This window comes from Candidatus Eisenbacteria bacterium, assembly GCA_035712145.1.
Lineage (GTDB): Bacteria > Eisenbacteria > RBG-16-71-46 > RBG-16-71-46 > RBG-16-71-46 > DASTBI01.
Genome location: DASTBI010000176.1, coordinates 22347 through 30333 on the forward strand (window position 1 = coordinate 22347; position 7987 = coordinate 30333).

Below are 7987 nucleotides of genomic sequence, written 5' to 3' on the forward strand. Positions count from 1 at the left end.
TATGATGGTGACCTTCCAAGCACTTCGACTGCGCGACGGAGGTCCCCATGGAGGATCGTGCCGCCGGATCCCCCGACGGCGCGGCGCCGCACGAAACCACCGCGGTTCTCATCGCGAAGGCCCGCTCCGGCGACACGCCCGCGGGCCAGCGCCTTCTCGCGAGATTGCTGCCGGCGCTGCGGCGATGGGCTCGGCACCGGTTCCCCGCGCGGCTCCGCGATGCCCGCGACACGGACGACCTCGTTCAGGACGTGCTCCTTCGCGCGTTTCGCAGGATCGACTCGTTCGAAAACCGCGGCGAGGGCGCGTTCCTCGCCTATCTCCGTCAGATCCTGCTCAATGCGGTGAAGGACGAGGCGCGCCGCGCGGATCGTGCGCCTCGCGCTCTGCCTCTCGACGACAACCTTCCCGACTTGGCACCCTCCGCCGTGGAGCGAGCCATCGGTGCGGACCAGCTCCGGCGCTTCGAGGACGCGCTCGCCACGCTTCCCGAAGAGCAGCAGCAGGCCGTGATCCTGAGAGTCGAGTTCGGCTACACCCATGCGCAGATCGCCGAGGCGCTGGGCAAGCCGTCGATGGACGCGGCGCGCGTGATGGTGTCGCGCGCCCTCGCGGAGCTGGCGAGGAGGATCGATGAAGGCTGACGAACCCGATCTCTCCGGGCTCGCCGACGCGGTCGCCGATGGCTCGCCGGTCGACTGGGACCGAGTCACCGAGTCGCGCGGGCTCGCTGGTCTCAAGCTGATCGAGCAGCTGAGCGCGGCATACCAGGAAGAGATCCCGCACGCGTCCGCGCCACTGCCCCCTCCGACGTCCCTGTTCGCGCCGGGGGAGCGACTCGGGCCCTACAGGATCGAAGGTGAGCTGGGGCGCGGCGGCATGGGCGTGGTCTACCTCGCGCGCGATCTCCGTCTCGATCGCGAGGTCGCGGTGAAGGCCCTGCCGCCCGATCTTTCCGCGAGCCCGGAAGCGCTCGGGCGGCTGACGCGCGAAGCACGCCTCCTGGCATCGCTGGACCATCCCGGCATCGCGGTCATCCACGGCATGGAAGAGGACGCTCGGGGAGCGCGCTACCTCGTGCTGGAGCGGGTGCGGGGAGGAACGCTCGCCACTCGCCTGCGCTCGGGACCGATGCCGCCTTCCGAAGCGCTCGCCTTGGCGACGCAGGTCGCGGAAGCGCTCCAGGCGGCGCACGAAGGCGGCGTGATCCATCGGGACTTGAAGCCGGGAAACATCATGGTGACCGCCAACGGCCGGGTGAAGATCCTGGACTTCGGTCTGGCGCGGGCACGTCACGCGCCCGCCACCGAGCTCGAAGGTCGAGACTCGCCGCGGCTTCACCAGCCCGGCGAGAGCACGATCGTGGGCACGGCGGGTTACGCGAGCCCCGAACGCCTGCAAGGTCTCGAGGACGTGCGCGCGGACGTGTTCGCATTCGGCGCCGTTCTCTACGAATGCCTCGCGGGAGCGCCCGCCTTCCCGGGCGCGAGCATGACCGAGGTGTTGCGGTCCGTCCTCTCGCGCGAGCCCGACCTCTCCCGCCTTCCCGGCGAGATCCCCGAGTCCTTGCGCCACCTGATTTCCGGCTGCCTCGAGAAGGATCCGGCGCGGCGTCTCTCGGGCATGGAGCCGGTGCTCGCGATGCTGCGCCGCGCCCGGACCGCCGGGGCCGAGCGCTCGGCCTTGTCCGGCACGCCGCACAACCTGCCCGCCGAGCGCACCCGCTTCGTCGGACGCGGAGCGGTGGTCGAGGAGTGCGAGGCGCTCCTGCAGTCCGGCCGTCTGCTCACGCTCACGGGACCAGGAGGCGCGGGCAAGACTCGAATCGCCCTCCGGCTCGCCTCGCGAGCCCTGCCGCGGCATCCGGGAGGCGTGTGGTTCGTCGACCTGAGCGCCGTCGCCGAGCCCTCGCGTGTTCCCCTGGCGGTGGCGGCGGCCATGAGCGTCCGTGAGCAGCCCGGCGTCCCCCTCGCGCGAACGCTGCTCGAGCGTCTTCGTGACGTCGATTCGCTGCTCGTCCTCGACAATTGCGAGCACGTGCTGGAAGCGAGCCGGTCGCTGGTGATGGATCTTCATGACGGCTGCCGCGGCGTCACCGTTCTGGCGACGAGCCGCGAGGCCCTTGGATTGGAGAGCGAGCGGAGCTACGACGTTCCTCCCCTCCCCGTGCCGGATCCGGCGGAGCCCGCCGAGCCCGCGACCCTGATGCGGCACGAATCCGTCGAGCTGTTCGTGGACCGCGCGGTGCTCGCCGCACCCGATTTCGCGCTCGACGAAAGATCCGCCGTCGCGGTGGCGCGCATCTGCCGCACCCTGGATGGCATCCCGCTCGCCATCGAGCTCGCCGCCGCGCGCGCGCACGTCCTCGATCCTGTCGAGATCGCCGAACGGCTCGACCGGATGATGGGACTCCTGCAGGCAGAGCCGGGCACCGTCTCACGCCGTCATGCGACGCTTCAGACCGCCCTCGACTGGAGCGTGGAGTCGCTTCCCACCGAGGAGCAGCGCGGGTTCCGCGCGCTCTCGATCTTCGTCGGCGGCTGGGACGTCGAAGGCGCGCGTGCGGTGCTGGATCGAGGCGACCTCGAGACCGTCGATCTCCTCGGCCGTCTCACTCGCCGCTCGCTGGTGACCGTGACCAAGAGTCCTTCGGGGACGCGTTATCGCTACCTGGAGCCGGTGCGGCAATTCGCGGCCGAGCGCCTCGCCCGGTCCGATGAAGCCGTGGCGGTCCACGGGCGATTCATCATCCATGCGGCGGCGCTCGCCGAGCGGGCCGAACCCGAGCTTCTCGGACGCGATCAGGCGGTCTGGCTCGATCGGATCGGCGCCGAGCACGAAAACCTGCTCGCCGCCCTGGAAGGAAGCGGCAGCGCCCCGGGCGAGGCCGAGGCGGCCTTGCGGATCGCCGGGTCGCTGTGGCGCTTCTGGCACATCCGTGGGCACCTCCGGACCGGCGCCGCGGCGGTGCGGCGAGCGCTGTCGCTTCCCGGCGCCGCGGCGCGCACCCCCTTCCGCGCTCGCGCCCTCTATGCGGCAGGCGCGCTCGCGGTCTTCGACATGGAAGGACAGCGCCGCGCTCGCGAGTACTTCGAGGAGGCGCTCGCGATCTTCCGCGCCGCCGGCGACGACTTCGGCGCGGCCCGCTGTCTCACCGGGCTCGGCGCGGTCGCGAGCGCCCGCCGCGAATTCGCCGAGGGCGCCGCGCGCCTCGAGGAAGCGCAGGCGCTCTATCGGAAGCTCGGGGATCCGCGCGGGCTCGCGGTCACCCTGAACAACCTCGGCGCGGCCGCGTGGAACCAGGGCGACCTGACGCGCGCCGGCGAGCGCATCGCCGAAGCGCTCGACCTCGCGCGCTCGGCCGGGGATCTCGGCAACGTCGCGCAGCTCGGCGTTGCGCTCTCCATGATCCGCTCGCGTTCCGGCGACGCGGCCGGGGCCGCATCGCCGCTGCGTGAGGCGCTTGCCACGCTCGGGTCACTCGGCGCGCGCCACAGCAGCGCCGCGGGCGCTTTGCTGGCCGCCGGCGAGCTGGCGACGCTCGAGCGCAGGTTCGAGGACGCGGCGCGATGGTTCGGCGCGGCCGACACGGTGCTCGAGCGTCTGGGACTGGTCTTCGACGAGGCCGACGTGTGGTGGAAGCGCCGCGACGCGGCGCTCGCCGAGGCGCGCGAGGCGCTCGGAGCGGCGACATGCGATGCCCACCGCGAGGCGGGACGGCGCATGGATGTGGAGGCGGCCCTGCGGGCGGCGCGGGACGAGCTGGGGTCTGCGCGAGCCTAGCCGGGGTCTGGAACGATCCTCGACCCGGCCGGTTGGAAGTCCGGTGCCTTGCCCGGCGGCGCGCCCCACGGTATTGCTCCACGATGGTCCGCCACTTCATCCCGACTTCGTTCGACCTCCGCGCGCTCGTGCGTCTCGCCGTACCCATCGTCACCGTGCAGGTGGGGATCATGCTGATGGGCGTCGTGGACACCATCGTGGTTGGCCACGTCTCCGCCAGAGAGCTCGCCGCGGCCTCGCTCGGCCACTTGTATGTCTTCGGGCTTGCCGTGTTCGGCATCGGCACGCTGTGGTCCCTCGATCCCATCGTGTCGCAGGCGATGGGAGCCCGCGACCACCAGGGCGCCTCGCTCGGCATCCAGCGCGGCGTGGCGCTCGCGTGCCTGATGGGCGCGCTCATCACCCTGGCATGTCTCCCCGCGCCCTGGGTGTTCCGCGTGCTCGGCCAACCGGCGGAAGTGGTGCCGCGCGCGGCGGGCTTCGTGTGGATGTCGGCGCCCAGCATGATCGCGCTGCTGCTGTTCGTGACGTTGCGTCAGGCCTTGCAGGCCATGAAGCACACTCGCGCCATCGTGATCACCATCGTGGCCGGCAACGTGGTGAACCTGCTGCTCAACCTGGTGTTCGTCTTCGGAGGTCTCGGGCTGCCGGCGATGGGAGCGCCGGGATCGGCGCTGTCGAGCACGATTGGCCGCTGGTTCATGCTGGCACTGCTGCTGCAGCTCTCGCGAGCCGAGCTCGGGCCGATGCTACGCCCCTTCCGCCGCGAGTCCTTCGCCTGGACTCCCATCGTGGCCACGTTGAGATTGGGGCTGCCGATCGGCATCCAGGCATCGGTGGAGTTCACGACGTTCGCCTCGATCACGGTGATGGCGGGCTGGTTCGGAGCCGAGGCGATCGGCGGCCATCAAGTCGCGATCAATCTCGCTTCGTTGAGCTACATGGTGCCGGCCGGGATCGGCAGCGCCGCTTCCGTTCTGGTGGGCCACGCGATCGGTGAAGGCGACTCGGCGCACGCGCGGCGGGTGGCCGCCAGCGCGTTGCTGATCGGAGCGAGCTTCATGGTGCTCATGGCCCTGCTGATGCTCGCGATCCCCGGCCTGTTCGCCCGCGCCTACACCTCGGTGCCGGGAGTGGTGGCGATCGCGGTGGCTCTCATCCCGATCGCGGGCCTGTTCCAGGTGTTCGACGGCGTGCAGGTGGTGGCGGCGGGCGTGCTGCGCGGCGCGGGTGACACGCGGGCGGCGATGCTCGCCAACGTGCTCGGCTTCTGGCTTCTCGGCATGCCGGTGAGCCTTTGGCTCGGCTTCAGGTCGCAGCTCGGCGTGACAGGACTGTGGTGGGGCTTCGTGGCCGGCCTCGGAGCCGTGGCGGTGTTCCTGACCGCGCGCGTGGGAACGCGGCTCACCGGGGAGCTGTCGCGCCTGAAGCTGGAAAAGGCCGCCGTGTGATCTTCACTTCTTCGCGAATTCGGACCGCCAGTTCTGAACCAGCAGCACGTCGGCCTGCGGCGGCGCCGCCTCCTCCGTGGGCTTGAGCGCCACGAACCGGTCGGGCCGTGAGGTCGGAAGGAAGTAATGGCGACCCCAGTCCTGCATCCGCAAGTCGCTCATCCTGAAGAGCTGCTGGGGCGTGGCCAGCCGCACCGATGGCTCCAGGGTCACCTTGACCTCCAAAATGCGGTCGCCTTCCCGATAGTAGAGAGCGTCACCGCGGGCGCTCCAGAGTGGCATCACGCCGCCATTCGTCGACACCTGCCAACGTCCTTGGGCGATGGGGTATTGGCGGAGGTAGATCTCGGTTCGACCGGTTTCATCGGACGAGTAAGCCAGGAATTTTCCCTGAGGCGCGGGTGCGGGGAAGTCCTCGTTCGCCGGCGTCGCAATCAAAGCGGTCGAATCATCACCCGCCACGCTGGTCTGCCAGATGTCGAGACCGTTGTCCATGCCAACCTTGGGATGAATCAGGTAGCGGCCATCCGACGTGAACCGCCCTCCCAGCCCGCCACTCAATCGACGAGCGTCGAGGGCGCCGTCCGCAGGCTTCACCCAGAGCGCGCTGGTGTTCATGTCGCGATACACGATCGAGCGACCGTCCGGCGACCAGGCGGGTTCCATCTGTCGTCCCGGACCGAACGCGAATCGCGTCTGGGAGTTTCGCTCCAGATCGTGAAGCCAAATGTCGCCCTCGCCCCCTTCACGCCTCTCGGTCACCAGCATGCGGTCGTCGGGCGAAAGCGCCATGGACCACACGGCGCTGAGCGCACCCGTCAGCGTATCCACGATGGCTCCGCTTCGATTCACCAGGACAGCGGACGACTCGACACTTTGAGTGGCCAGCCGGTAAGTCAGGTCGCCGTTGGTGGCAACCGTGACCGAGCTCGCGTTCGCGGCGATCAGGAACGGCTCCCCGGTCGCCTTGAGCCGTTGCAGAGAGAAGGGGAGCGCCCAGACTCCAGCGCCTTCGCCGACCCTCGAGAAGAGAATGAAACCGTTCGGATCGTAGACCGGCTCCCAGGCGAACCCCGAAGGCAGCGTCAAGAGATCCGTTCTGCGGCTTCCCACCGCCAGCGACAGGGTCTTGGCTCCGCCCATCACCAGGTGGCGGACGTAGATCACCCCTCTTCCACCGGGAAGCACGTGAGGGTGGTGCAAGTCCGCATCCAGAGTGTCCTTTTGCACGAACATGCTGGGTGTCCCGCCGCTGGCAGAAACGACATAGAGATGGTCGATCCCCTTGGCGAAAACGACCCGGCCGTCGGGCAGCCAATCGGCGCCCGAACCGCCGCTGAAGTCTCCGATCGGACAGAGCGGGGTGACGCTCCCGCTCGCCACCGAGACCTTGGCCAGGCCGGCGTTGTTGCCGATGGCGATCGAGGCGCCGTCAGGTGACCATGCGGGTCGAAAGTCCGAATCGAGGCCATCCGCCAACACCCGCGAGCTGATCTGGTCGAGATCGCGGACCCACAGCTTTCGGTCCACCACGAACGCGAGCCGCCGGCCATCGGGCGAGATCGCAGGATTGGTGAGCTCACCACGCGGATGCTCGAGCATGAGCGTGAACTTACGGTGCGCCGACGGGGGGACCACGGGCCGCCACAACCACCCGCCCATCGCGGCCAGCACTGCGACGAGCACCAGGGAGCCAGCCCAGATCCAGCGGTGGCGCGCCTCCGTTCGCGGGACTGGCGATGGTGCGGGAGTCGGCGTCTCGGTCACACGCCCTGTCTGGACATCCTCGAGCACCAGCAGCGCTTCGCCGATGTCGCGCAGACGACGGTGAGGATTCTTCTCCAGACAGCGTTCGAGCATGACGCGCACGGAGCGCGGCAGATCGGCCGGCAGTAGCGAGAGATCGGGCTCGGCCCGCAGCACCGCTGCCAGCGTGTCCGAGATGGTCTCTCCCTCGAAGGCCCGGCGTCCGGTGAGCAGCTCGTAGAACACCACTCCGAACGCCCAGATGTCGGCGCGACGGTCGACGGGCTTGCCGCGCGCTTGCTCGGGACTCATGTAGGCGGCGGTGCCGATGATCGTGCCCGAGCCCATCGCCGAGCCCGGAAAGGTCGGGGACTGCGACAGCACCGGCGACGAAGCGCTCGTCTCGAGAGCCTTGGCCAGGCCGAAGTCCAGCACCTTGACCCGCCCCTCGGGCGTGATGCGCACGTTGGCCGGCTTCAGATCCCGATGGACGACTCCGCTGTCATGGGCGGCCTCCAGGGCCAGCGCGATCTGGCGCGCGATGTCGATGGCCTCGGCGACCGGAGTGGGGCCGGCGGCAATGCGCTGCGCCAGGTCCTCGCCCGGTACCAGCTCCATCGTGAGGTAACGAACGCCCTCGACCGTATGAACGCTGAAGACCGTGGCGATGTTGGGATGGTTGAGCGAAGCCAGCAACCGAGCTTCACGCTCGAAGCGACCCATGCGCTCGGGATCGGTGGCGAACGCAGACGGCAGGACCTTGATCGCCACCTGGCGATCGAGCGTGGTGTCGGTGGCTCTCCAAACCACTCCCATGCCGCCTTCACCGATCTTCTCGGAGAGGCGGTAATGGAGGATCTGGCGGCCGGTGCTGAGCGCCTGCTGCTCGTCAGGCATCAACTTCGGCAGGCCCGACGGAGCCGCACGGCATGACGTCTCCAGGATGTTGCGAGGATGGCGACCATGAGCGCCGAATGTACCTCAATCGACGCTCCGGGGCATGAGCG

At 69.3% G+C, this 7987-nt stretch carries 4 protein-coding genes; 3 read left to right on the forward strand and 1 reads right to left on the reverse strand.

Translation table 11 applies throughout. From position 1 onward, the window contains the following. Positions 1-47: 47 nt before the first annotated feature. From VFQ05_11945 to VFQ05_11955, 3 genes are all read left to right on the forward strand, one after another. Positions 48-644 (forward strand): sigma-70 family RNA polymerase sigma factor, encoded by a 597-nt coding sequence (locus tag VFQ05_11945; protein ID HET9327476.1) that lies wholly within the window; start codon positions 48-50, stop codon positions 642-644. Then, a complete protein-coding gene (locus tag VFQ05_11950; GenBank protein HET9327477.1) occupies positions 634-3783 on the forward strand; it encodes a protein kinase in 3150 nt (1049 codons plus the stop codon). Before VFQ05_11945 ends, VFQ05_11950 begins: the two co-directional genes overlap by 11 nt. Positions 3784-3866: 83 nt before the next feature. Further along, complete coding sequence (locus VFQ05_11955; protein ID HET9327478.1) at positions 3867-5234, forward strand: MATE family efflux transporter; 1368 nt, start codon at positions 3867-3869, stop codon at positions 5232-5234. A gap of 3 nt (positions 5235-5237) precedes the next feature. Here VFQ05_11955 and VFQ05_11960 read toward each other — a convergent pair whose 3' ends face one another. Continuing rightward, the gene (locus tag VFQ05_11960) at positions 5238-7877 is read right to left on the reverse strand and encodes a protein kinase (protein HET9327479.1); all 2640 of its coding nucleotides are present in this window, start codon (positions 7875-7877) and stop codon (positions 5238-5240) included. Positions 7878-7987: the final 110 nt, after the last annotated feature.

What these genes read in the sequence shown, in the direction of transcription:
- VFQ05_11945 (HET9327476.1), top strand. Translation starts at nt 48, where the DNA reads ATGGAGGATCGTGCCGCCGGATCCCCCGACGGCGCGGCGCCGCACGAA.
- VFQ05_11950 (HET9327477.1), top strand. Translation starts at nt 634, where the DNA reads ATGAAGGCTGACGAACCCGATCTCTCCGGGCTCGCCGACGCGGTCGCC.
- VFQ05_11955 (HET9327478.1), top strand. Translation starts at nt 3,867, where the DNA reads ATGGTCCGCCACTTCATCCCGACTTCGTTCGACCTCCGCGCGCTCGTG.
- VFQ05_11960 (HET9327479.1), bottom strand. Translation starts at nt 7,877, where the DNA reads ATGCCTGACGAGCAGCAGGCGCTCAGCACCGGCCGCCAGATCCTCCAT.